This window comes from Terriglobales bacterium (genome assembly GCA_035487355.1).
Lineage (GTDB): Bacteria > Acidobacteriota > Terriglobia > Terriglobales > Acidobacteriaceae > QIAW01.
The window spans coordinates 42,757-65,689 of record DATHMF010000022.1 but is presented as its reverse complement, the minus strand read 5'-3'; the positions used below and the strand labels follow the sequence as shown (position 1 = coordinate 65,689).

Here is a 22,933-nt window from a genome sequence, read left to right as displayed (position 1 = left end):
CTTGCTGCAAGTGGTCGGAACCTTCTGAAATAGGCACGATCGCCTCGTATTTACTGGGGAAAGTTGCTGTCGTATTGGGACACTTGCTGAGCTGTCCCGTATCGTCTGCGGTGTTTACTGGATATATATCATCCGCGGGCCGTTTCTGAGTGCTCAGGACCGAGTACTGCTTTTGCGAATTTTCAAAGACCTCTGGGGCTCTTATTCTAAGGCTCCGCACTGCTTCCCCTGGCTTGCGCTCAGGGTCGTCACGCTCACCCTTCGCCCCGCATTCTGGAATGCTGGGCGTAATCCGGATTCATGATGGTCCAATTTCCCAATACAATCAAGCAAAATGCGGCCTATTTTCGCGTGTGGTATCACTGTGGCACCAAAAGGTTTACATCATAAATCGCGTATGCGATAAATGATCCAGGTTAAGGGATTTTCATATTCTCCTTGGACACCGATGACGACCGTGGCCGGGCCACCGGCTGCGGTCGTCGTAAGCGGACCTTAACCTCGCGGGCGCAATCCTCCGCCCCTGCTGTGCGCAACGGCCATCTGGCAGGGAGAGGTGTGTTCAAAACCTGCCCTGCCAGCCTTGTTCTTATTTTCACCTTGGATAACACGAAAGCCCCAGGAGATACACTTTGTCACGCCACGCTAACAGAGTTCCCATCTATTCGATCAACGGCGGTCCCAAGCCAATGATCTACATAAGCAAAACCGAAGCTGCCCGTCTTGAAGAGCTGGGTGAAGTCCGACGCATTTCCCGGTTGAAGGATCCCAAATTGGTCATGCGCTTCCGGGCACTGCAAAAGAATCCCAAGCGTACAAACTGCTCGATTACCAGCCAGGAGACCGAGCTTCATGCACTTGCGCAGGTGCTGCACAGCGACGGGAAGGAAGAAAGCCACCGCCTCAAACGAATTGCAGAAAAGATCTCCGCATGGCCGTTTGAACAAGACGACAAAGCAACGCGAGTTGCCACGAAGGGCTTGCCACGATGATTCCCACTTATTCCCCATCCGCGCCGCCGGCTGTTGCTTACGAGCTAAAAACCTGTGAATGGTGCGCCCGCAATTTCACGCGCCAGGTCGGGACACAAGAGAAATATTGCCGGCAGTGTTCCACGCAGAAAGTTGCGGTCGAAGAGCCGGCGCCCGAGAAGCGGAGCAAGCCGGCGAGGAAGCAGAAGCATCGGACGCGGAAATTAGAGCTTGTGTGGGAAAACCCATCGCCACGAAAAGCAGATTCGGCCGTAGAGGAGCTAAAAAATGCTTGGGGCTTGCACTGACTGCGACCAGATCACCGATACCGAGCAATATCCCTATTTCTTCTCTCTCTGTTCAGAGTGCTGGGAGAAGTATAAAGCGGGCGTCATGGAATTATGGCAGGACATGAATTATGGCAATGACATTTGGAAAGAACCCACTAAGCCAAGGGCCTAGACCAGCGCAGCAGACCGGAACTCAGCCTCTGCCCAGCTACTATCCGCCGCCGGGCGAGCTCTATGGCACGAATCCGGCACTGCTGAATATCGCCATGCGGCGGTATCTGCTCGAGCAGAGCAAACGGGCCCAACCCGGAACGGGAGTTATCGACGGCGGTACGAATACTTTGGGCAGTGGATTGGCGAGTCCACGCCCGCGACTTGGGGCTGGCGTTTTAGGAGGCGGCCTGAATACCGGTACGAGGTTGGGCACAGGCAGCGGTCTTTTAGGAAGCGGGCTGAGAAGCACAGGGCCGATGCCCAATACGGGAATGGGGCACGGTGGGCTGCGTCAGAATAGTCCACTCCTGGCGGGGAGAACGGCGATGCTCAGCGGACCGCAAAACGGAGCCATGCGAGCACCAGTACAGGGAATGGTTCGTTTTCAGGATTCGCGGGGCGGAATTCATGACATTCCGCACGAGAACCTGGGCAAGGCGCTGCAGCGCGATCCGGGCCTAAGAGTCCTAGGCAGGTAGGAGCAATACTCCATGCCAGATGGGCAAGAAGAGCAATTGGATTTTAGCGACATTGGAGGACAGCGGGTTGCGCCACCGCCAGTGCAAGAATTTGATTTTTCTGATCTGGGCGGGCAACGCGTCGGCCGAGTTGATGCGCAACAGCCATCCGGGGGATTTTTCAGCGGGTTTGGCGATCTGGGGCCGCTTTCCGTACAGAACCATCCGGGGTGGTTGAAAGAGTGGCCGACTACTACAGCTACTGCGACATCGAGACAGCCACAGAGTGCCGGTGTCTCAGCAAGTGAAAATCAGCAAACAACGCCATTGGATTTTAGCGACATTGGAGGACAGAGGGTCGGGGAGGCTGGTGGACAACTGCCATCCGGGGGCTTTTTCAGCGACTTTGGGGACATGGGTGCGCGCGCCCTGCAAGACCCTCCTGACTGGCTTAAACAGTGGCCTGCGCCAGAGACAAGGCTATTCGATTTTAGCGACATAGGAGGACAGCGTGTCACTGGACCTAGTGGACACACGTCCATCACGCCGACTCAGCTACAACGCCAAGCAACGCCGGCGACGTCGAATGATTTTTCCGACATCGGAGGTGTGCGTGTAAATCCCCCGCAACCGCAAAAGTCTACCTGGGAGCAACTTCTCGATCTCAATGATGCAATTGATAACGCCGAGATGCGCACTGCCGCCGGAGCCGGCAAAGACATCTGGGAAGCTGCCAAGGGCGTTGGCTCTCTGGTTAAGCCGCCAGATTTCATGCTTCACCCTATAGACCAGAGGCCCAAAACTTTAGGGGAAGCTATCAGCCAAGGCTTGCAAGCCGGAGCCTACACAACTGGCCTCACTACAGTGGGGCGTGCCGCGAAAGGGTATTACGACGCAACTCGCGCGAACATTGACCGCGCAGAGCAAGCAGGGCAACAAGGCGACTACACGGGCGTTGCTATCAATTCCGCTGCAGCCGGCTTGCCCCTGGTCGGTCCGCTGATTGGCGGGCTCTATGAAGACGCCCAGACCAACGATTTGCCCACGATGGCAGGTAAGGGGATTTCGCGCATTGGGCAAGCGATGTCAATGGCGCCGGAGCGAAGCTTCATCCCTAACCCGGTAAGCCTGGTCACGAAAGGCGCCGGAAGTGCACTTTCCAAAGTCGGCGATGGAGCCGACGTTTATCATGTTGCTCCACGTGTAACCACTACTACCAGTGACGTTCCTTCAGTTAGCAAAATATCAGAGGGCACATCGCCAAAGCCGGAAATCGCTTCGGAGCAAAGGCCAACGATGCTGCAGGAAAAGGAGGCGCCTTCCACTAACTACCGTGAGACCTTCTTTAAGGCTCACCCAGAACTTAGAGGAAAAGTCTGGGTCCACCACGCTATCGAACAACAAGTTCTAAGGAAATTTCCCGGCCTTTTCACGGAGGAAGAAATCCATGCCCTGGAGAACCTGCGCGGCATCCCAAAGGAGCTTAATCCTGACCTGCACCTCAGCCAAATAAGACAGAAGTTGAACGAGTTTTATGAATTAAATCCAAATCCGACACGTGAACAATTCTTGCAGAAAGTTGCAGAAATTGATGCGCAGTTTCGCTCGAAGTTTAAGCCACCCAAGTAACTAGCTGGAATCATGATATAAGGAATCTCAATGGAATACTGTGTCATTAAACCAGAGGTGGCAGGTGGATGGGGTGAGCATACGGTAGTGTCTGACCGCAGTGCCCATCCGCCAGTTTTGAGTAAACTGCACTACGAATTCGATGGGTGGCTCGGCGATGTGCTTTTGACCAGCTTTCCCGTGTTTATTGTTACTGAATCGGCGAAGAAAAAACTCGAGGCAATGGGAGCAACAGGTGTGAAGTTCGATGAGGTGGAAGTCAGTACCTCAGAGCAGTTTAGGGACATTTATCCCGAGCGCAAAGTGCCGAAGTTCGTTTGGTTGAAAGCCGATGGAAAAGCTGGGCGCGACGATTTTGGGATCGCACCTATCTGCCGACTCGTCGTTTCGAAGCGAGCTTTGGATGTCCTGAGATCGTTGGGGATTTCCCATGCACGCGTTGAGGAGTTCATAGATACATAAGCCGAGGTAAAGATCTAAATTATCCTTGTAAGATGGCAGTGATGCTTCGTTTCAACGAAACCGAACTTTTACAAAAGATCGACCGTCTTCCGCGGCAGCTTCGAGCGGCGTTTGCTGCTGCATGTGCTGAACGGATGCTGGTTTTGTATTCAAGGTTTTCGACGCTAACAGGCAGAGGAAACCCGGCGACTCTCAAGAACATTCTTAGTCATCTCTGGAATGACCTTGCGGAAAACCGGGTGTCCGAGACGGAAATTCAGGCAGCAATTGAGATCTGCATGAAATTGATTCCGAAAGAAAAGGAAAGTCCATGGGTGCCAGGACAAATTGTGGCCGACGATGCGCCATCGGCGGCAGTCTATGCGCTTGAGTGTCACCGAACTGGCTCCGCGCAGGAAGCTGCTTGGGCGGCACAATGCACCTGTGAGACGCTTGAGGAGTATGTTATGCGTCATGAGAATATCAGCATCAATGCTGTAGATCTCAATGATCGTCTGTTCTCTCATTCACTCGTACAAACTGAACTCGCACGTCAGCAACGTGATCTGGCTGAATTGCTTCACAAAGCAGTGACTCTGAACGAACTACGGCAAAGATCTGAGGAAGAAGCAGCGCAGTTTCTGCCGTGAGTGCTCTCTGCTCTGATCTGACATAGATGAACACAGAAAGGCTGATATCTTGTGGATCCTATTCTGAAACTATATTGGCAATGCTAGACTTCTAAGAGAATCAAGCAAAATGCGGCCTATTTTCACGTGTGGTATCACAGTGGCACCAAAAGATTTACATCATGAAATCGTGCATGCGATAAATGATTCAGGTTAAGGGATTTTCATAACCTCCTTGGACACCGATGACGACCGTGGCCGGGCCACCGGCTGCGGTCGTCGTAAGAGGACCTTAACCTCGCGGACGCAGTCCTCAGTCCCTGCTGTGCGCAACGGCCATCTTGCGGGGAGAGGTGTATTCCAGACGTGCCCTGCCAGCATCGTTCTTCTTTTCACCGGGGATACCAGCGAAAACACCAGGAGATATCCATTTGTCACGCCACGCCAACCGAGTTCCGATCTATTCGATCAACGGCGGTCCCAAACCATTGATCTACATAAGCAGGAAGGAAGCCGCTCATCTCGAGAACTAAGAAGCAAAGGGTCGCGTACCGGTCCGCTCGAACCGGAGGATTTGGAGGCCCTCGGACATGAAGTCGTGATTTTGCCGGATGCTACCGTTGAGAAGCCATACGGATGGATATTCCATTACGAGTTGAAAGAGTACCTTGAGGGAAAGACTCCGCATCCCATGATAGGCAACTGTCCCTTGCTTGTAGAAAAATCTGGGAAGATAGTTCTATTTCCGACTTCTCTTTCCCTGCGGGAATCCATCCGGAGATATGAGGCAGGATTGCCTCTGGTTCCATCGCGCAAAAACGCCAAGACGAGGTACCTGGCCAGATAAATCGCGGGCTTTTGGTCACTCGCATTCGTGACCCATTCACCAAAAAGTGGGCTACAGATGTTTTACAGCGCGTTAGACTGAAAACTGCATCACACAATGCCGTTCTTTTCGCATGATGGTATCAAAGTGGCACCAAACGATTTACATCATCTCTCAATTATGCGATAAATAAACCAGGTTAACGGTTTTTCGTTCTCTACCGCATGACGACCGCGGCCAAGCCATTGGCTGCAGCCGTCTGAGCGGGATCAACCTCGCGGGCGTAGTCCTCAGCCCCTGCTGTGCGCAACCGGCCATCTGCAGGGAAAGGTGTACTCAAGCTCCACCCTGCCGGACGAAAAACATCACAAGCGCATCGCTTGAGAACAATCATTACTTTGAAACCAAACTCACGGTTCAAACCATTGGTACGCAGAAAACATCGCTGCTCATTTTGCGGAGGATGCTTTCTCAAGCTACGTCACCGCCTGAAACACGCAAAGGACTGTGACGAACGTTTGCTGCGCAGTAAGAAGCGCAATCTATCCCGCATTGCCCGGAAGAGAAAACATGCCAAATTACAGTAATGCTTCCCCGCCATTTGCAATTTACCCAGGAGACTCAGTAACACTTTTCAATAATGAGAACCCCACACCTCCCCAAGCCAGCCAGCAAGTCGCCATTGGAAACGTTTATGGGACTGACGACGTGGGAGTAAGCGTTCTTATTACATATGCTTCTGCCCCAGCCTCGGTGCAGGTTGACGTGCAGATTGCGGACACCGACGCCGACCTTAATTACTTTTCCATCTTCTCCAGTTCGAACACAGCAGGCGAGAACGTAAACCTGAACGTTCAGCGGCATAAATTCCTGCGCGTGAAGAAGGTCAGCCAGAGCGGCGGCGGCGCCGTTACAGCGGTGGTATCAAGATAATGCCATCCGTCAACGACACAACTCCATCCGGCGTATCCTCCACTTCGAACAACGTGGTTTCGTTTGGGCCGATCTCGGTCACGGTCCCAAATGCGAAATTCCCGGCAGCGTATGCGATCAGCTCCGCTTCTGGGAATGTAGACCTTTACACCGTACCAGCCGGGCGTAACGCGCTCGTGCTGGAAACGATGTTTACAAACCCAATCGGCAACGCCAGCGCGGTTACATGTGTCGCTCAATTTAAAGATACCAGCGGCGTGTACCACACCTTCGACTTCATAGCGAACAACGTTGCAGCGGGGTCTGTCGGCCACGCAAATTCAATGGCTCCGTTTCTACTTCATGCGGGCGAAAAGTTTGCGGTGAACAACAGCGCCGCCGGGCTTTCGGTGTGGGCGTACATCGTTGAGTTTGACAATTCGGCTCCGATCTTCGATTCTCGCCTTCTGTCGTTGAGCGCCGGAGCCAACACGGTCTTTACTGTCCCAGCAGGCAAGACCGTATCGTTGATAGGCTTCCCCTCAGCTCTGCAGCTTATCCAGACTTCACTGATTTGGTACTGGAACAATAGTGGCACTGCTCGTACCGTGGCAGTCAACGTTGTGCCTAATGCCGGAGCACCCGCAAACGCCAACGCGATCTTTAATGCAGGCTCGATTGGTAATTTATCGATGCTGCAAACCGAGTTTATGGGGACTTTGGACCCTGGCGACTTTATCAGCATCAACACCGACGCGGCCACGGCCACGCAGACCGCCTGGGTAATCTATACGACCCAGTAATGTCAAGAATGGTTTCGAGCAGGACCGAGCCGAACATTTAAGGAACATTCTGAAGTGCCTTCGCAGTGAACAAGAGGAGTGATTTTGGATGGCTTTGGACTCTCAATGTATTTCCCTTTTCAGCCGAAGCAACAGCAGCTTCTGGAGCTTTTTGAAAAATCCAAGGCGGGCTGGATTGGCTATGGCGGCGCTCGTGGCGGGGGCAAGAGTGTTGGAGCGCGCATGGTGCAGATTTACCGGCGCTGCCTGCATCCGGGGACGCGCGGGCTCATCTTCCGGCGCACCTATGGACAGCTTTACGAGAACCACATTGAACCTCTCTTCCGCCAGTTTCCAGAGCTTCGTAAGTTCTACACGGACAAGTACCGTGAATTACGAATCCCATTCGGGGACGGAGTTTTTTCCAGCGTCGTCTTTGGCTATGCAGAACACCCGAAGGACATCTACACCTACCTGGGAAAAGAGTACATGGACATATGCGTGGACCAAGCGGAGCAGCTTTCCGAAGACGAACTACTGCTGCTGAAGACCTGCAACCGCTGGCCAGGAAAGGGCAGCGACGAATGCAAACTGGGGTTATTTCCCAATCCGGGAGGCGTGGGCCATGCATTTCTTAAGCGGGTATTTCACGACAAGCAGTACAAAGGAAATGAAGACCCCGAGGACTACGCCTTCCTGCAAGCCTATGGCTGGGACAACGTGGAGTGGTGCCGGCCTGCCCTGGTGGAAGATGGATTCACCAAAGATGATTACTACGACTGGGAAGACAGCAAGCGCTTCGAGTATTTCATCACGCGCTCGGACTACGGACAAAGGCTCAACCGGCTTCCGGAGAGCCTGAAGATCGGACACCTACTGGGCCGCTGGGACGTCTTTGCAGGACAGTACTTCGACAATTTTGATCCAACAAAACAGGTCAAGCGACCGGAAGAGATGGGGATCCAAGGCTGGCATCCGCGATGGATTGGCATTGACTGGGGATTCCAGCATGACGCGGTTGCTCATTGGTGTGCACAAGACGGAAAAGTAACCAATATCTATCGCGAACTGGTACGCAACCATATCGGACCGCGAGCACTGGCACAAGAGATTGTTGACCGATGCCAGTATGCCCTGGAGAAAATTGACGGCATCTTTCTCTCGCCAGATGCTTTCGCGCAGAGAACCAGCGAAGACAGCATCGCGGAGCAGATGCGGCAGATCTTTATCCACAACGGCCTGCCATCACCGCAACGAGCGGATGATGACCGCATTGGAGGCTGGATGCTGATGCGGGAGATGCTGGAGCGGGGTGAGCTGTTCATCGGTTCAAACTGTGACAAGCTCATTTCTACGCTTCCCCAGATGAGCCGCGACGACAGCAAGGTGGAAGACTGCGCAAAGTTCGAGGGCGATGACGCCGCTGACTCGGCCCGCTACGCGCTTAAGAGCCGCCTGGGCTCAAGAAAGATGCCCATTGAGGACCGAGTTCTGGCACAGATTACAACGGACGACTTACACAGCCGAACGCTGATGTACCAAAAGTTTGCCAGTGAGGAAAAGAAGAAGGACAAGCCGATCAAATTCTTTCGCCGACCCAAGGCGGGAGCATGGAGGGGTTAGGTTATTGACACTTCGCTACGCGTCGGCCTTTGGCAGAGCGGAGTTGTTCATCTCAGTAGCTTAACGGCCCGGCTAAAGAGGCTGCAGAAAAACATCGATTCTGGCGCTCCACTTCGTTGTGCGCTTGCTTTCGGCAGAGCGGAGTTGTTCATTTTCAAGAGCTTGACGGCACAGCTAAAGCTGTGCCTCTCCGAAAGATCAAACTAAATTGAGTTTCTCCGCAACCTGTAAAGTCGTGCCCTCACACGTGATCACGCCGAAAGGTATGGCCACGCTAGAAACGCTCTAGTATCCGATTCATCACCGCATAACTGAAATCACCATGGTCACTTATCTTTTCACGGTTGACAATGTAGGGCAGGGCGAACAGATCATTGTGCAGAGTATCTGTTCGCGGATCCGCCTCAAGCAGAATGACCAATCGGTCTCTACATTACAGCCCTTTGTGGTGAGAATTCCGGGCGCCAGCTCGCCGGCGGTGCGGCATGAGGGCGGAGAGACGATTGAATTCCTGGGAAGATTTACCCCCAACAGCGTGCTGGGTTACGTTGAGCTGGTGAATTCCGCGGCCGTACAGTTTGCACAGATTGAAGACTTCCCCGCGGCGATGCCGTTGTGAGCCATGCATGAGATTTTGTTGGATTCGTCATCCCCTAGCGCGAAAGTACCTGAATGGCAATGGGAAGTTTCATGTCAGATCTCTTCTCCTCAACGACGCCAAGCTGGAAGAGATCGCCGTTGATGCCAGAAAGCACCACCCAACCGAGATTGAGGAAGAACTCGAAGCGCGAGTGTTGTATCGCTATGCGCACCTATATCCAATCACAATTGAACGGATTATGAGGTTTTTATATGAGCGAGCAAAACGTAAACATTGACCGAGTGGGTGGAACCCAGGTCACAAGTCCGTTGCCGGTTTCGGGAACGGTGGCACTGACCACTAATCAGTCTGTGCAGGATGCAGCGGACGGTACGCCAGCGAAAGCAGCCCCACCTGTCGCTATTCAGACGGGCGGAACGGATACGTTGAACCTGCGGACGTTCTCCACTGACCAAAATGGGAATTTAAACATCAGCCCAAATGGGATTTATGACCTGCTGAGCTCAATTCTGCTGGAACTTCGGGCCATGAGATTGGCAATGGTTTCTCTTGCGTGCCAGGGGAATTTGGCCGATCCGCAAGACTTCTCGCCATTCAGTTTCCAAGATGGCAACGTGTCCGAGGCAGATGTCAACTAGGAGATTTGAATGCTTCTACAAGGTGAAGTAGGACCAAAATCGTATCAGGACGGAGCAACACCCAACCTTCGCTTCGGCAGACTGGCGGACGCGATATTTTCAGAGCTGAATGGAAGATATTACGAACAGGTCTACAGGGGCAACGTCTTTATCGCCGCGCTGCAAGCCGGCACGGCAATTACCAACTTGAATGCTACGGCAACAGGACTGATTTTGACAAACCCTGCAGGTTCCGGTAAGAACCTGGTGCTGTTAGAAATCCTGTTGGCGCAAACTTCCACAGCCGCGGCGGCAACGAACTGGGTGGCACTCGCCGCCAACGTGAACCCGACAGCGGCGGCGGTAGTCCATACAACCCCAGTTACACTGCGGAATGCTCTGCTCGGCTCCGGGGCCAGCTCTGTAGCTTTTGCCGACAGCGCGGCTACGCTTCCGGCAGCGCCAGTTGTGATTCGGGCGCTCCATGCACCCTCGATCTCGGCAACGGCGACGACGGCCGTGCCTCCGTTTATAAAAGATGAGGTCGCGGGCGCAGTCATCGTGGCACCGGGCACTGCAATCTCGCTTACATCAAGCGCCGCCTTCAGCGCAATTGCCTCGTTCACCTGGGCAGAGCTGCCGATTTAGAAGCAGTACTCAGTTGTCAGTATTCGGTACTCGGTTGCCATTCGCAAATAGTTGGCGACTGAGTCGTAAGCAATCACTACGGCTAACACCCCAGTTACAAAACTTCAATCGACATTCAATCACCATGGAAAAACTACGACAGCTTTGGGCGTGGATAACGACCTCGCGGTACGTGCTGCACCTGGAAGAGGAAAACCGGCAGCTCAAGGAAGAAAATCGCGGGCTGCTGAATGCGCTGCTTTATCAGCGCAACCTGCCTGCAATCGACAGAGCGGGACGCGTGGGCGACAAGGCCGGGACACAGATGCCGCGCAGGATGTCGTTCCATCAGATGCAGTTTGAAATTGACCGTAAGGCGCATCAGCAGCAGTTGCGCGATGAGGCAGCGCGCGGAAAGAAAGAGGCAGAGCCATGGGCTTCCCCTACCACCCAAGACCAATGAAAGCGGGCTGGAACAAAGGTGAGTTGCGCAGCAGCAACATGAATTCTGAAGGCACGGACCAGGGTTGGCGTGATTCAACGCCGCATGGTTCAGGCGCGGCGGCAGGATCGGGCACTGAGGTCAGCGGTTACGTGGAGTCTCCGGTGGAGAAGCGCTGCGGCACGTGTGAGTACCTGGAGAACGGAAAATTTTGCAATCAGGAGACCGTACTTAAAGATCCGGAGGTACCAAACAGCAGTAACGGGCTGAAGATCGTAGATCCCAAGAACGGGTGTTGCAGCTTCTGGGAGGCTGGCGAGACGGGCAGCCGGCAGCAATCACACGAGGCTTTAGACCAGCCAAAAGACAAACCGAGAACCGGCGCTACATCTTTGAAGCCATCATCGGAGCGCCGCCGTGAGGGGTCTGATGAGAAAGCTCCTAAGTTGAGAATGACCTTCTATTAACAGAGCCTTTCGAGCAAGACGCACTGGCCGCCATATGGCGGCTTTTTTATTGGGCAATGAATTCCGTTCTACGAGGACATGAATGATGGCACCGTTATTTTGGAACCAGGGACCGGCCAATCAGCAATCTGGGCCGCTTCCCAGTTACTATCCTCCGCCCGGTCAACTCTATGGCACAGATCCGGCATTGCTAAACATTGCCATGAGGAGGTACCTGCTTAATCAGCAGAAACAGGCGCAACCAGGGATGGGGGCCTCAGGGAATCCGCTCTGGCAGCCAGCAACTATGACCTCTGCGCCTGCTCCTTTGGGGCGGTTGGGACCAGGTGGACTGGAGAGACCACTGGGCTTAGGCACACAATCACAGCAGGGTACGCGGTTGGGGTCGGGCTTTTTTCAAACTCCTGCGAGCGGGCAGAGGGTTCTCGATGGGCAAACGAATTTAGGCCAGAACGCTAACGGTGGATTTGGCGGCTGGAACCCCCAGCCGATTTCTTCCAGGCCACTTCCGTTGGCTGGACCGTCAGACTGGAACGGAATTCCTTCAGGGCCCTTGGCCAGGAACGTTAATGGCGGAGTGGGTGGAAACGGGTCAGGCGGGCTGGGGTTGACACCGGCTTACCGGACGACACAGGCGCCGGCCTATCCGACCACACAGGCGCCGTCAACGTTCAACGATCCGGTGACGGCGATCCGACAGAGGGCGGCACTTCAGACTTTGAGAGGATTGTATGGGTTCGGTGGATTGACGGACCAGGAACTCAATCGCCTGGCGGCCCGTTATGGCTATGCGTCGAATGGCATGGGTGGGCAGCCGACCCAGACCAGCAACGCGCTGGCCTCTTCAGCTCAATATAGGCCCGCCAGCCTGTCGGCCTCGAATGGGCAGCCGATGGCAACGACCACAGCGCAGAATCAGCAAGGACACCATAGACAGTTTCAACACCCGATTAATTACCTCAGTCCCCCACTTGCGCCAGCTCCACCAGGGGTTAACCAAAGCGCCTGGAAGGAATCGGTTAGGCAGTACCAAGCTAACAGAGGGAATGACGTGCCGGCGGCGCCTTATCCATTACATGGGTGGGAGCTTGTATCCGCGGAGGACAGAAAGAAATTGGGGAATATGATGTCTAGCGGCAACCGAGCGGGCGCAAATGCCTATGCTAAAGAGGTGGCTGAGAAAGCTTATAGGGACCATCCGGTAGAAAAGTGGCTGCCTTATGGCCCCAACCTGCCCAGCACACGAGAAAGTGTCCGGGATGTAGACAATCTAGAGCATTCTGGCGAGTGGGCGCACGTTTCGCCGCAAGAAAGGTCGAATCTGGCCGCTTTGCTGGCCAAAGGGCAGGTGGACGAGGCGAACCAATATGCAAGAAAACTGAATAGCGACGTGCAAGTCAGGCTGGCGAAACGTAGCCTGGATGCGCGGCCGGAACCTCCGTCGCTGGCGCCTGAGTTCTGGGACACGGCTAAAATCAACAAGCTACGCGGATATCAGGCGGCAAACATAATTGCTAACGAAGATCGTGACGTTCTGCCTGGCCCCTCCACGCCGGAAGACCTGCAGAAGGCGAGAGTAGCGCAAGCCCATGCCATTATCAATGCCGACCGGAATCTGGGGGATGCGAGACAAGGTCTTGTGGGTACGGCGCCATCCGAAATCAAAGACCGGAAATTTGCCAATTCGGAGCAGTACCGGCAAGCATTGAACGCTGTGCGTACATCTCGGGAAGAAGATTTACGAGGAATTGACCCAACTGGGGATAGAATGCCTTTTAATAATCGGTACAACACCCTCGATAAGGGCAAACGTAAGATTGGTAGCGAAAGTGTAAATTTGCATCAGCCGTACGGACCTTTTGTGTGGGGCAAGACACCTACTTACGTAATGCTGTACGACAATACTCAGGACGAACTGAGAAGAATCGAGAGGATGAAGAAAAAGGAAAAGAAATGAAGTCTGTAATATTCTCTTGCGTTGTCGTGTGTAGTCTACTCATCTCAGCAGCGGCTGGAGCACAGCAGCCAAGCCAGCGTGAAGTTCAGAAAATGCTCGACTGCACGATGCGTCCCAGCCACGGTCCCTGGGTGGATGAAGACCTTTACTCATACGGTCGTCTAAGTTTCAGCTATTTTTACCAACCTCAACAAACGGAAGAAGATGATCAGGGCGATAATCTGTACTTTGCGTTCTGGAACAAAAGCAGAACTCGCGGCAAGTTTGTGCATTTTTGGTTTCGCCGCAAAGACGTAAAAAATGAGTTCAATCTCATCAATGATGGTTGGATTCGAACCACGAAACGCAAGCTCAATGTGGATGACGTTATGGGCGGAGTCTATGAGTATGAAAAATATACGAAGCTGCTACCCCGGCTAAAACGGCAGCCGCTTCACACGGTGGCAATGCGGCAAATTCACCGGACATCTGCAGTATGCACGTATCTGGGTGGCGGCGTCAGCAACAGCTACGATACTCCAGAAAAACCATGAGAGCGAAAATCATCACTAGAAATCTCTAGCGAAAAACAGAGCGACTGCCGGCGGGACGCCGGTGCTACGGATGAAAGACTTGCTCTCAGCTTGTCTATCCCTATCTTCTTTATATGGCTCCTGTTTATATAGCTCCTGAAAGATGACGGCCGAAGGCTGGCCAAATCATATGATCGCAAAAGCAACTGTTACACAATCGGAAGAGGGCAAAGGCCTGGAGTTCAAGATCCTGGCGCAGGCGTATGACAGCAGCCAGCACACGCTGATGCAGCGGGTGTGCCGCTTTCCGGAAAATTTTGAAGTAGAGTTCGACGAGCCGCGCATGGAAGAGGGCTACCTGTCGTTTACATTCAAGATCGTTGAATACAAGCCTTTGATTCCGATTCCGCAGATGGAGTCGGAGGCGTAGAAAGCATTTCGGAGTTTGCGTATCTGGGGTTGAGCCGCCCGATGGCGGCTTTTTTATTGGACGAGAGCCCCTAGTCCACAGATTGAATCCTGACACGAGGACATGAATTATGGCAGCGTCATTTGGAAAGAGAACACAAAGCCAAGGACCGGTGCAACAGGCGGGGAATCCTGCCGAAGCAAACCAGAAAGGGCAGCGGCTGCCTAGCTACTATCCGCCACCGGGCGAACTCTATGGCACGAATCCGGCGCTGCTGAATATCGCCATGCGTCGGTATCTCCTCGAGCAGAGCAAACAGGCACAGCCCAGGATGGGTGTGGCGGGCAGCAGCGGTACGAATCTATTGGGAGGCGGGTTGGCGGGTGCTCGTCCGCGGCTTGGTGCTCCCATTTTGGGAGGAGTGCTGGGGAGTACAGGTGTCGCGCCCAATTCAGGAATAGGCAGAAATACACTCTTCGGTTCCACCCCGCTCAATGCGAGACCGGTTCCGGCGATTGGGGGATATGGTCACGGCGCGCAGCAAGTAATGAGCGGGACTCAGCATGGTAGTGCAGGCGGCAACCAACAACCATCACCGCAAGGCTGGGTGACCGCAACGGGCCCTAACGGTCACAAGATTGCTGTGCATAACGGTCAATGGGTTGATGCACAAACTGGGCAACCAATTCGATGAGTTCGTCAGCAATTCCTCCGCTGCCGGCGGGGTACAAACTGGACCGGCAATCAGGCGTGGCGCACTCGGGGATTCCACCGGTTCCTACCGGCTATCAGCTCGATCATCCTCCATTGCCGCCAGGTTACAAGCTGGATCAGCCACAGAGCACAGCACGCTTCCGAGACCCTTGGGGCTCGCCTCGTCCCGCTCCCACACCAAGCGCCCATTACAGGGGTGGCGGTTCCAAACCAGCAGAGTCGCCATTCAGTAAGAACTTCCAGGAAGCTGTTCCGGAGGTTGGCAAGGGGCTTCTCGGATTAGGCGAAGGTCTGTTCATGGGACCGCCAGGCATGGCGATCATGGGGATGAAGCATGGTTGGGATAACCTGCAATCGGTTCGACAAACCGGCAAAACTCTTGAACAACGCCATAATGAAGTGCAAAGAGCTGCCGGATACGGCCCTTTCTATCGTTATCTTTCAACTCCGCTGGCTGAAGGGATCGGCGTCCCTGTCCGTAACATCGAGCAGAATGCCAAAGAAGGAAAGACCGGGGCAATCTGGGGCGATATCGCAGTACCTCTAGCGACCGCTGTCGCGCCGATAGCGGGCCGAGGCGCAATGCGAGCCCCAGCAGTTGAAGGTATCCTGCCTGAGAGCGCGCCGATGCCTAGCGGCGTGCTAGACGAAGCCGCCCCGGTACGGATGCTAACGCCGGAAGTCACGCCTTCGGATGTGCCGCCTGAAGCTGAGCAGAACTACCACGCTCCTCAGTACAAAGCGGCCCCAGCCAAGGCTCCCAGAGCGCCGCGAGGCGCCGCGGTTGAAACGAAACCGCTTACACCGGAACAGGAGGCAGTCAGGACCACCCCTGAATGGGTTAGAAACCCTGAAACGGGCAAGATGGAGCTCGCTTCAGAAGCCTCCGAAGCTGCCAAAACAGAGCCCGAACCGGCAGCGAAAGCCTCACGACGAGCTAAGGTTTCGGAACGTCCTGATCCGCAGGATAGGCCGGTTACATCGAATAGGCCAAAGACACCGAAGGACCGAAGTCTTCAAGGCACGCAAGAGCAATTAGAAGGGGTGGGACAGTATCAGAAGATTAAGATAAAACAGGGGAAACAAGCTGGTGAAGAAGGTGAACAACCGGGAGGCTATAACCTCGTTCTTGGTAAGAGTGACCAGGGTGTCCAGCAGCCCCTCGACAAAATCAGAAGCCTGGAGGAGGCAGAGAAGGAGGAGGAGCGAAAGAACGCAGAGGAAGACAAGAAGGCAGAGGAGCCTGGAGAAGCCAGCAGAGGAGCCACCCGAGGAGCCAGATGATGAGTAGATTGGTTGAAAACAATAATTTAACATTGGGGAAGTTGAATCGGAGTGTTAAACATGAGGTCGTTGGAAGATAAGGCTAAAGAGGCAAAGAACTCAGGCGACCTTGAGAGTGCTCTCAAGCTCAGGAGAGAGATTGCAGTAAAAAAACAAACCGCTGTTCATTTCTGCCTCTATGGAAGAGCTGCCGAAGAACTGAAGCGATGGAGAGAAACCGAAGAGGCTTATAAAGAAGCATTACGGCTAGATCCAAACTTTTCTCATGCAATGAAGTGCATGGGAATTCTGCAGTTTAAAAGGACGGATGGGCGCAGGAAAGAATCCCTGCGGGCCGCAAGAGACTGGTTCTTAAAAGCGCTCAAGTATGAATACGATGTGGGCACGCTTACATTTCTGGGCGGCACATATCATGCTTTGAATGACATGGCAGCGGCCCGCCGGACTTTTGAAGAAGCGATTAAAGTGGATCCGAATTACGAGGAGGCGCTCTATAACCTTGCGTTTATGGAGAAAGAGAGAAATCCTGAAAGAGCGGTCAAGTTATTGGAGAAGGCGATTGAAATCGATCCGTATTATGCGGCTGCACACCACCATATCGGGTTGCTCTATCACAAATCAGGCGATCTCGAGCGAGCGGAGCATCATCTACGGCGCACCCTGGAGAACGACCCGGAAGAATATTGGACGCATCTGTATTTGGCCAATTGCTTGGCCGGACAAGGCAAAGACGATGAAGCCGAGAAGGAATACCGCTACGCCACAAATTCGCATCCAGAAATTGTAGGAGGGTTTGAGTTCTTCGCGCGGTTTTTGGAAGACATAGGGAAAACAAAGGAAGCAGCGGAGGCCCGCAGTAAAGTGAAATACGAGCCGGGAGAGCCGGTGGTTCGTCCACGCAAAAGTCAAGCTGGGTAAGTACGATTTTGTGAGGTACGATTTGCAATGCGATTTCTGCATTTGGAAGTAAACTACCTGTAATTTCATTCAAATTTTCTCGGATATCAGCCCTGATCTGCGTGAGATGGAGGGAGCCCATTACCGGCCCCCTCCGCTTTCAGGATGACATAAAAACAGCAACAAGGTTACAAAGGAAATACACTACTGGCGCTATCGCACAGGCGGGGACGCCTGTGCCACACGATCCACTAGAAATCGCGCGTGGCTGATGCCATGCCCTATCACTCTGAAACTTTCCAAATAATCTATGGCAACCAGCGCATTTACTACGCCTGAACTTGATGGTAAACCACAAGAACCAGTCTCAAACCCCAAGTTCCAGGCTCCAAGCACAGAAGCAGATCCAAGCTCTCAGCCACAAGCTGCAAGCAATTACGGCCCCAACAACGAAGAGCTGGAAAAGAACGAGCCCGAGATTGTCTCGGCGCTGCGCGACCTTATCTATAACTACCGGCGCGAGGGCATCGTAAGCCGGCGGCAGGAGATCAGACGAATACGGCAGGCGCGGCTGTTCTGGGCGGGGCTGCAATACAACTTTTTCTCTCCCTCGGACATGAGCTGGCACCTGCCCTTTGAGATGACGCCAATGGACGACGCAGCGCAGTACGAGGGGCAACGCTACCAGTTCGTCACCAATTACTTCCAAGCGTTCGGGCTGAGTTTTATCGCCCTGATCTCGCAAGACGTGCCTTCGGTGCGGGCGTTTCCGCAGTCGGCACAGTCGGAGCAGGACATTTCCACGGCCAAGGCGGCGACCAAGATCGTGGACCTGATTGAAGAAAACAACCATGTGGCCGACCTGCTGACCTCGGTTGGCTGGTATTTGTGGACCGACGGAAAGATTGGCAGCTACACGCGCTACGTGGCCGATGGCGACAGGTTCGGCTACCGTGAAGTAGAAGACTACGACGTGGACATGGTGAAGCTGGGAGAGGATGCGTATCTGTGTCCGGTGTGCGGAAGCGAAACACCCACTAGTACTCAGTCCTCAGTACTCAGTACTCAGAAAAGCAGTTCCGAGTTTCCAGTTTCGAGTTTCGGGTCGCCAAAACTGAGCGCCGACGAGTTGAACGGTGAAACTAACGGCTTGCAAACACGAACGACCGAGGCAAACACTTCTGAAACCGGGCCTAATACCTTCGGGGCTAGAACCAGTACTTTTGGAGCGGTGTGCAAGTGCGGGCAGCCACTGACGGAAGAAGATTTCAAGCTGGCGGAGATGGTTGAATCACCCAAATTAACCAACACGCGCAAAGTACCGCGAGGGCAGGAGCTTATCACGATCATCGGTGGACTGGAGCTGAACACGCCGGTGTGGGCGACGGAGCAGCACGAATATCCGTACCTGCAGTGGGAGGTGGAGGCGCACCGGGCGCGGCTGCGAGCATCGTATCCTCATGCGGCGGACAAGATCATCAATTTTGGCGCGGTGGATGCCGAAGACGTTTACTCGCGGGCCTCGCGAATCAGCGTGCGGCAAGGGTTGCCGGTGGCGCATACGGGCGACGCGCTGGAGAAACTCGTCACCTACCTGCGCACATGGCTGCGCCCATGGGCGTTTTACGAAATTGAAGACAAGAAAATCCGCGAGAGGTTGCTGGAATTGTTTCCCAATGGCTGCTACATAGCCTTTGCCGGGAACACGTACCTGGAGAGCCGCAACGAGAAGATGGATGAACACTGGGTGGTGAAACATGCGCTGCCCGGCGATGGACAGAACCGGCCGGCAGTTGGCAGCTCGATGATGGAGATCCAGGAGAGATATAACGTCCTCTCCAACATACAAGCTGAAACCTACGAGTTTGGCATTCCGCCGGTGTACGCCGACCCGGAGACGCTGGATTTCGATGCGCTGCCTTCGCAGACGGCCGAGCCAGCCGCGCATTATCCGGCGAGAGCAAAGCCAGGGATGTCACTAGCTGACAGCTTCTTTCAGCCGGCACCAGCGGTCATTTCCCGCGACTTCATTCAACACCAGCAAGACTTAATTGGCCCCGTAGCACAGATGCTTACTGGGCTGTTCCCCGCCGTGTATGGCGGCTCAATGGATGACATCAAGACGGCGAGTGCCTACGCGCAGGCACGCGATCAGGCCATGGGGCGCCTGGGCATGGTGTGGCGGCGGTTGAAAGATTTTTACGCTCGCACTATGGAAAATGCGGTGGATTGCTTCCGCAAGAACCGGCCTGAAGATGTTGAGATTCCCATTCTAGGAGAGGGCGGGGAGTTTGAATCGAAGTGGATCCGGGAAGCGGACCTGCGCGGCAATATCCAGATGCGAACGGAAGTTTCCGAGACATTCCCGCGCCTCAGGAGCCAACAGCGGGCGGTGCTGCAGCAGTTGATGCAATCCAAAGACCCTGAAATTACACGGATTCTTGCTGATCCGGCCAACATTAACTGGATCAAAGACACAATCGGGCTGACCGAGATCGTAGTCCCTGGAGAAGACTCGCGGGCAAAGCAGATGCGGGAAATTGCGCAGTTGCTGCAATCGGGACCGATACAGAGCGCGACACCCGATCCGATGACAGGCGCCATGGTTCCAAAGACCATGCCCAGCATTGGGATTGATGAGCTGTTTGACGAGCACGCGGTGGAGTTTGGCGAGTGCGTGCGCTGGGCCAACTCCGATGCCGGCCAGCAGGCGAAGATTGATGATCCGCAGGGATTTGAAAATGTTCGTGCCCATGCGCTAATGCACAAACAGGCGATGATGCGTAAGCAGGCAATGATGGCGAACGCACCAGACGCAAAAGCCGCTGCGTCCAAAAACACAAAAGCGCCAGGGATGGTGCAGGCCGCTCCAGGCAATCCAGCTTTGCAAAAAACACCAGGAGACATCAATGCCTGAGATAGAAGCCGCCCCAGCGGTGAACTCTGGGACAGCGACATCGGAAACCATCGCAATAGAAGATGATGCGGTAGAGACCGGTCCCGCGAAGTCAGACGAGGAACTTGTTGGGCTCGAGCCTGACGCGTACCGTGCTGAATATAAAGAACCAAACGATCAAAAAACGCAGGAAGACAATCCACAAGCGGCCAAAGACGAAAAAGATGTTCCCTCAGATGAAGAAGAGATTGCCGCTGGCCAACCGTTTCCAGAGTCATTCAAAAAGGCGATTGCAGCTAACCCTGAAATCAAGCCCGAATTACAGCGGCTTTGGGACCAACATCAGGCCTTCCGCGAGATCTTCCCCACGGTTGCTGAAGCACGCGCTGTGCGGGAGCTTTTCCCCGGCGGTGCTGCGGATGCGAAAGCGGTCCTCTCCAAGGCAAGGGAGATGGAGCAGAGCGACCAGCTATTTTTCTCACGCGATCCTTACGCGCAACGAGAGCTGGCGGCCAACATGCTTGCGATGGACCCGCAGGCGTTTGGCGCAATGCTCAAGGTCAGCTCGGACCTGGTAAGAGAAAAGCAGCCGGAACTTTATCAGGCATTTACTTCAGGTCTTGCGACCCAGGCACTTGCGGGAGAGGGTTTTCATGAGCACCTGGGGATGATAGCGCAGGCACTGGAAAACAACGATCTGCATTCGCTGCAGCGACTGGCAAGCCAGCTCGTACAGTGGGTCAGTGGAAATGGAGGATCCACCGGGCAAAGACCGCCACTGGCGGAAGCGAAGACGCAGCGCGAGCAGATGCTCGAACGCGAACTCAACAGCCTCACCCTGCAGCAGAGTGCGACATTTTCAGATTCAATAAACCGAACTGTGATTCCACAGATTGATGGCGAAATTCACAAACTGATCGAGCCGGTAGCCAAAGGACTACCCGCCTATGCCCGCGAAGGAGCAGTTCAATCTCTCGCTGATCAAATTCACGCTGGAATTCAACAGCGCCTTAAAAGCGACAACTATTACTACAACCAAGTCATTCCCCTTCACACGAGCATGAACTACGGAGCGCAAAACCGTGAAGTTGCTTCCAAGATCATCGTCTCACGCGCACTCTTACACCTTAAGCCCGTGGCCAAACAGGTGTTGCAAACCTGGACGCCGCGGCAGATCGACCAAGCCAAATATGCAGCCGAAAAGGCCGAAAGCGCGGCACGCCGCACCGATATTAGCGGCGGAGGACTCACGCACGGCAGGCCGCACGCCAAGATCACCAAAGATGAGGCGCGCGACATGTCGGATGAACAATTAATTGATTGGGCCCTCAAACGTTAATCGAAGCCAGCGTCACCGCGCCATCTTAAAAAACAGTTCTCAGTTCAGTCTCAACAAAACCACGAACTTAGAGCGCAGGAGCAACTATGCCTATTGGTGCAGCACAATCAGTCAACGATACCCTTGCTGCGCAACTGGAAAAAGTCCGCGACGTGTTGTCGCTCATGTACGAGCGCGATGACGAGCTTCTCGGGCTGATCCAGAAGCGCGGAGACATTGAATATGTGTCCGCCCGTTTAATGCGTATACCACTACAGATCACGCCTGGCGGACGCGGCCAGCAGTACAGCCCGGATGGCGGCGCCGTCGGCCGTGGTTCAGCAACCCTATACGACGTAGCGCAGGTCACACCGTTTTACTGGTCATTCCCGATTGAAATCAACACCCAAGTCCGCTACACCACGGATTCCAAAGAGAAGGCAGTCGAGAACGTGGTGAAGCGCGAAGTCACCAACGGCATGGCGCAATTCCGCGCTTTCCTGAATAAGCTGTTGCAGACCAATGGCAACGGCGTACTGGGAGCCATCAACAACGTCTCTGGCACTACATATACAATGGCGGTTCCCAATGGCGCGGCACTGGTCTACAAAGGCCAGCAAATTCAGGTGTATGACAACACGTTAAGCATCAATCGCGGTCCGGCCAATGTAACTGCAGCCGATCCGGTGACGGCGCAGACTATTACAGTGGACGCTTCTCCGTCGGGAACCGTGGCAACAGACGTCATCGCCGTACAGGGACTCTCGGGCAGTCTGACAACGCAGTCGTCATTGTTCGGGCTCAAATACCACCAGAATAATTCCACAACGGGAACGTGGCTGAACCTGAATCGTGCGACCTATCCGGTGGAACTAGCAACACCGCGCGTTAACGGCGGCAATGCTGCGCTTACTCCCACAATGGCCCGCCTAGCCTACAACAAAATGCGCAAAGCATTAGGCGTAAGAAAAGACCAAGACATGAAGAAGCTTATTGCGTACATGAACGTTGAGCAGGAACATGCCTGGGAAAACCTTGGAATCACCATTAGCCAAGTCATCAAGGAAGGGCCCAACGGCGGAGCAGACTCTTTGGATCTGCTCTTCACCGGACAGAAAACAATTGGCGGTGTCAAGATTCAACCTTCAATCTATGCCGACCAAACCCGTATTGACTTCATTGATCTGAGCCACTGGGGCAGGGCTGTCTCTAAAGACATTGGATACTGGGATGATGGTAGCGGGAAAACTATATTCCCAATCATCGTCACTTCGGGTCCTGGCGCCGGTGCGCCGCAGGCAACGCAGTGGTTCTCATTCGATACTGGCTTTCAGGTGTGGAACGATTCACCACGTTCGGGGGCATTCATTGACAACCTGGCTCGCCCGACCGGGTACTAAAAACAATCTCTAACTTCG

The 22,933-nt window shown here is 54.1% G+C and carries 24 protein-coding genes; 22 read left to right on the top strand and 2 right to left on the bottom strand.

Translation table 11 applies throughout. The features are described 5' to 3' along the window. Positions 1-632: 632 nt before the first annotated feature. From VK738_04450 to VK738_04430, 5 genes are all read left to right on the top strand, one after another. Complete coding sequence (locus VK738_04450; protein ID HTD21879.1) at positions 633-992, top strand: hypothetical protein; 360 nt, start codon at positions 633-635, stop codon at positions 990-992. 397 nt (positions 993-1,389) lie between these two features. Beyond that, positions 1,390-1,953, top strand: coding sequence for a hypothetical protein (locus VK738_04445; protein HTD21878.1), 564 nt, complete (start codon positions 1,390-1,392; stop codon positions 1,951-1,953). A gap of 12 nt (positions 1,954-1,965) precedes the next feature. After that, complete coding sequence (locus tag VK738_04440) at positions 1,966-3,561, top strand: hypothetical protein (protein HTD21877.1); 1,596 nt, start codon at positions 1,966-1,968, stop codon at positions 3,559-3,561. Between the two features lie 30 nt (positions 3,562-3,591). Beyond that, positions 3,592-4,023: a hypothetical protein gene (locus VK738_04435; GenBank protein HTD21876.1), complete on the top strand. Its 432-nt coding sequence runs from the start codon at positions 3,592-3,594 to the stop codon at positions 4,021-4,023. Positions 4,024-4,064: 41 nt separating this feature from the next. Beyond that, positions 4,065-4,652, top strand: coding sequence for a DUF416 family protein (locus VK738_04430; GenBank protein ID HTD21875.1), 588 nt, complete (start codon positions 4,065-4,067; stop codon positions 4,650-4,652). A gap of 1,022 nt (positions 4,653-5,674) precedes the next feature. Here the strand turns inward: VK738_04430 and VK738_04425 are convergent. Continuing rightward, complete coding sequence (locus VK738_04425; protein HTD21874.1) at positions 5,675-5,797, bottom strand: hypothetical protein; 123 nt, start codon at positions 5,795-5,797, stop codon at positions 5,675-5,677. Between the two features lie 230 nt (positions 5,798-6,027). On the opposite strand from VK738_04425, the gene VK738_04420 reads away from it, so the two are divergent. The 4 genes from VK738_04420 to VK738_04405 all read left to right on the top strand — a co-directional run bounded on the left by VK738_04420 (position 6,028) and on the right by VK738_04405 (position 9,393). Then, complete coding sequence (locus VK738_04420; protein HTD21873.1) at positions 6,028-6,390, top strand: hypothetical protein; 363 nt, start codon at positions 6,028-6,030, stop codon at positions 6,388-6,390. Further along, positions 6,390-7,172 carry a hypothetical protein gene (locus VK738_04415; GenBank protein ID HTD21872.1) on the top strand — a complete coding sequence of 261 codons (783 nt, stop codon included), beginning with the start codon at positions 6,390-6,392 and terminating at the stop codon, positions 7,170-7,172. Before VK738_04420 ends, VK738_04415 begins: the two co-directional genes overlap by 1 nt. 105 nt (positions 7,173-7,277) lie before the next feature. Continuing rightward, the gene (locus tag VK738_04410) at positions 7,278-8,774 is read left to right on the top strand and encodes a hypothetical protein (protein HTD21871.1); all 1,497 of its coding nucleotides are present in this window, start codon (positions 7,278-7,280) and stop codon (positions 8,772-8,774) included. Positions 8,775-9,096: 322 nt separating this feature from the next. Next, entirely contained in the window at positions 9,097-9,393 is a 297-nt protein-coding gene (locus tag VK738_04405; GenBank protein HTD21870.1) for a hypothetical protein, read from the top strand. A 34-nt stretch (positions 9,394-9,427) separates the two neighbouring features. On the opposite strand, the gene VK738_04400 is transcribed toward VK738_04405, so the two are convergent. Continuing rightward, a complete protein-coding gene (locus VK738_04400; protein HTD21869.1) occupies positions 9,428-9,586 on the bottom strand; it encodes a hypothetical protein in 159 nt (52 codons plus the stop codon). A gap of 40 nt (positions 9,587-9,626) precedes the next feature. Here VK738_04400 and VK738_04395 point away from each other — a divergent pair, with 40 nt between their 5' ends. From VK738_04395 to VK738_04335, 13 genes are all read left to right on the top strand, one after another. Then, on the top strand, positions 9,627-10,013 hold the full coding sequence (locus tag VK738_04395) for a hypothetical protein (protein ID HTD21868.1): 387 nt from the start codon (positions 9,627-9,629) through the stop codon (positions 10,011-10,013). A gap of 9 nt (positions 10,014-10,022) precedes the next feature. Then, complete coding sequence (locus tag VK738_04390; GenBank protein HTD21867.1) at positions 10,023-10,640, top strand: hypothetical protein; 618 nt, start codon at positions 10,023-10,025, stop codon at positions 10,638-10,640. A gap of 124 nt (positions 10,641-10,764) precedes the next feature. After that, a complete protein-coding gene (locus tag VK738_04385) occupies positions 10,765-11,082 on the top strand; it encodes a hypothetical protein (GenBank protein ID HTD21866.1) in 318 nt (105 codons plus the stop codon). Further along, the gene (locus VK738_04380) at positions 11,079-11,528 is read left to right on the top strand and encodes a hypothetical protein (protein ID HTD21865.1); all 450 of its coding nucleotides are present in this window, start codon (positions 11,079-11,081) and stop codon (positions 11,526-11,528) included. The genes VK738_04385 and VK738_04380 overlap by 4 nt, the downstream gene beginning before the upstream one ends. 82 nt (positions 11,529-11,610) lie before the next feature. Then, positions 11,611-13,485, top strand: coding sequence for a hypothetical protein (locus VK738_04375; GenBank protein HTD21864.1), 1,875 nt, complete (start codon positions 11,611-11,613; stop codon positions 13,483-13,485). Beyond that, on the top strand, positions 13,482-14,018 hold the full coding sequence (locus VK738_04370) for a hypothetical protein (protein HTD21863.1): 537 nt from the start codon (positions 13,482-13,484) through the stop codon (positions 14,016-14,018). Before VK738_04375 ends, VK738_04370 begins: the two co-directional genes overlap by 4 nt. Before the next feature lie 169 nt (positions 14,019-14,187). Next, complete coding sequence (locus tag VK738_04365) at positions 14,188-14,427, top strand: hypothetical protein (protein HTD21862.1); 240 nt, start codon at positions 14,188-14,190, stop codon at positions 14,425-14,427. A gap of 109 nt (positions 14,428-14,536) precedes the next feature. Then, positions 14,537-15,100, top strand: a complete 564-nt coding sequence (locus VK738_04360; protein ID HTD21861.1) for a hypothetical protein — start codon at positions 14,537-14,539, stop codon at positions 15,098-15,100. Next, entirely contained in the window at positions 15,097-16,404 is a 1,308-nt protein-coding gene (locus tag VK738_04355; protein HTD21860.1) for a hypothetical protein, read from the top strand. The genes VK738_04360 and VK738_04355 overlap by 4 nt, the downstream gene beginning before the upstream one ends. 60 nt (positions 16,405-16,464) lie before the next feature. Beyond that, the gene (locus VK738_04350) at positions 16,465-17,322 is read left to right on the top strand and encodes a tetratricopeptide repeat protein (GenBank protein ID HTD21859.1); all 858 of its coding nucleotides are present in this window, start codon (positions 16,465-16,467) and stop codon (positions 17,320-17,322) included. 289 nt (positions 17,323-17,611) lie between these two features. Continuing rightward, positions 17,612-20,218, top strand: a complete 2,607-nt coding sequence (locus VK738_04345) for a hypothetical protein (protein ID HTD21858.1) — start codon at positions 17,612-17,614, stop codon at positions 20,216-20,218. Beyond that, on the top strand, positions 20,211-21,536 hold the full coding sequence (locus tag VK738_04340) for a hypothetical protein (GenBank protein HTD21857.1): 1,326 nt from the start codon (positions 20,211-20,213) through the stop codon (positions 21,534-21,536). Before VK738_04345 ends, VK738_04340 begins: the two co-directional genes overlap by 8 nt. 86 nt (positions 21,537-21,622) lie before the next feature. Then, positions 21,623-22,915 (top strand): hypothetical protein, encoded by a 1,293-nt coding sequence (locus VK738_04335; protein HTD21856.1) that lies wholly within the window; start codon positions 21,623-21,625, stop codon positions 22,913-22,915. Positions 22,916-22,933: the final 18 nt, after the last annotated feature.

Coding starts and splice junctions, on each gene's coding strand:
- VK738_04445 (HTD21878.1), top strand. CDS start 1,390: ATGGCAATGACATTTGGAAAGAACCCACTAAGCCAAGGGCCTAGACCA.
- VK738_04440 (HTD21877.1), top strand. CDS start 1,966: ATGCCAGATGGGCAAGAAGAGCAATTGGATTTTAGCGACATTGGAGGA.
- VK738_04435 (HTD21876.1), top strand. CDS start 3,592: ATGGAATACTGTGTCATTAAACCAGAGGTGGCAGGTGGATGGGGTGAG.
- VK738_04430 (HTD21875.1), top strand. CDS start 4,065: ATGCTTCGTTTCAACGAAACCGAACTTTTACAAAAGATCGACCGTCTT.
- VK738_04420 (HTD21873.1), top strand. CDS start 6,028: ATGCCAAATTACAGTAATGCTTCCCCGCCATTTGCAATTTACCCAGGA.
- VK738_04415 (HTD21872.1), top strand. CDS start 6,390: ATGCCATCCGTCAACGACACAACTCCATCCGGCGTATCCTCCACTTCG.
- VK738_04410 (HTD21871.1), top strand. CDS start 7,278: ATGTATTTCCCTTTTCAGCCGAAGCAACAGCAGCTTCTGGAGCTTTTT.
- VK738_04405 (HTD21870.1), top strand. CDS start 9,097: ATGGTCACTTATCTTTTCACGGTTGACAATGTAGGGCAGGGCGAACAG.
- VK738_04395 (HTD21868.1), top strand. CDS start 9,627: ATGAGCGAGCAAAACGTAAACATTGACCGAGTGGGTGGAACCCAGGTC.
- VK738_04390 (HTD21867.1), top strand. CDS start 10,023: ATGCTTCTACAAGGTGAAGTAGGACCAAAATCGTATCAGGACGGAGCA.
- VK738_04385 (HTD21866.1), top strand. CDS start 10,765: ATGGAAAAACTACGACAGCTTTGGGCGTGGATAACGACCTCGCGGTAC.
- VK738_04380 (HTD21865.1), top strand. CDS start 11,079: ATGAAAGCGGGCTGGAACAAAGGTGAGTTGCGCAGCAGCAACATGAAT.
- VK738_04375 (HTD21864.1), top strand. CDS start 11,611: ATGATGGCACCGTTATTTTGGAACCAGGGACCGGCCAATCAGCAATCT.
- VK738_04370 (HTD21863.1), top strand. CDS start 13,482: ATGAAGTCTGTAATATTCTCTTGCGTTGTCGTGTGTAGTCTACTCATC.
- VK738_04365 (HTD21862.1), top strand. CDS start 14,188: ATGATCGCAAAAGCAACTGTTACACAATCGGAAGAGGGCAAAGGCCTG.
- VK738_04360 (HTD21861.1), top strand. CDS start 14,537: ATGGCAGCGTCATTTGGAAAGAGAACACAAAGCCAAGGACCGGTGCAA.
- VK738_04355 (HTD21860.1), top strand. CDS start 15,097: ATGAGTTCGTCAGCAATTCCTCCGCTGCCGGCGGGGTACAAACTGGAC.
- VK738_04350 (HTD21859.1), top strand. CDS start 16,465: ATGAGGTCGTTGGAAGATAAGGCTAAAGAGGCAAAGAACTCAGGCGAC.
- VK738_04345 (HTD21858.1), top strand. CDS start 17,612: ATGGCAACCAGCGCATTTACTACGCCTGAACTTGATGGTAAACCACAA.
- VK738_04340 (HTD21857.1), top strand. CDS start 20,211: ATGCCTGAGATAGAAGCCGCCCCAGCGGTGAACTCTGGGACAGCGACA.
- VK738_04335 (HTD21856.1), top strand. CDS start 21,623: ATGCCTATTGGTGCAGCACAATCAGTCAACGATACCCTTGCTGCGCAA.